This window comes from Actinoplanes sp. NPDC049668 (assembly GCF_044465445.1).
GTDB lineage: Bacteria > Actinomycetota > Actinomycetes > Mycobacteriales > Micromonosporaceae > Actinoplanes.
In genome coordinates this window covers 144,577-145,273 of the sequence record NZ_JBITLR010000010.1, presented here as the reverse complement: position 1 = coordinate 145,273, position 697 = coordinate 144,577, and positions in this window count along the sequence as shown.

Here is a 697-nt window from a genome sequence, read left to right as displayed (position 1 = left end):
TCCCGGAGCCCGGAGCCCGGAGCCCGGAGCCCGGAGCCCGGAGCCCGGAGCCCGGAGCCCGGAGCCCGGAGCCCGGAGCCCGGAGCCCGGAGCCCGGAGCCCGGGTTTCACGTGAAACGAGGATGTGGGCATTGGGCTGAGTGGGCGTCTAGCCAGTTCCGGTGGAGTGGTCTGGCCGATGGGTTCACGGGCGCCCCCGAGGGCACCTGGACCCGACTTGGGTGCTGAATTGGCGGCAGGGACCAACGGCCCTGCGTTGTCGCTCACGGGGACGCAACGCGCGGTTATCGCCGCAAGGGTTAGGCCGAGCCGCCGCCTCCAGCCGGCACGGGATCGCTGGACGCCAGCCGACGGCGCGGGCGCCGACGCCTTGTCGAGGTTCACGATCATGGTGGCCTGTCGGCTGGTGGGTGTTACACGCCGGGTGGGGACCCGATGTTCCACGTGAAACGCGGGCTGGGCGACCGACGACAGGGCCGAATCACAGGCCACTCGTATTCGTTGCCGCTGAGCCGCTGAGCCGCTGAGCCGCTGAGCCGCTGAGCCGCTGAGCCGCTGAGCCGCTGAGCCGCTGAGCCGCTGAGCCGCTGAGCCGCTGAGCCGCCGGGACCGCCGGGACCGCCGGGACCGCCGGGACCGCCGGGACCGCCGGGACCGCCGGGACCGCCGGGACCGCCGGGACCGCCGGGACCGCCGG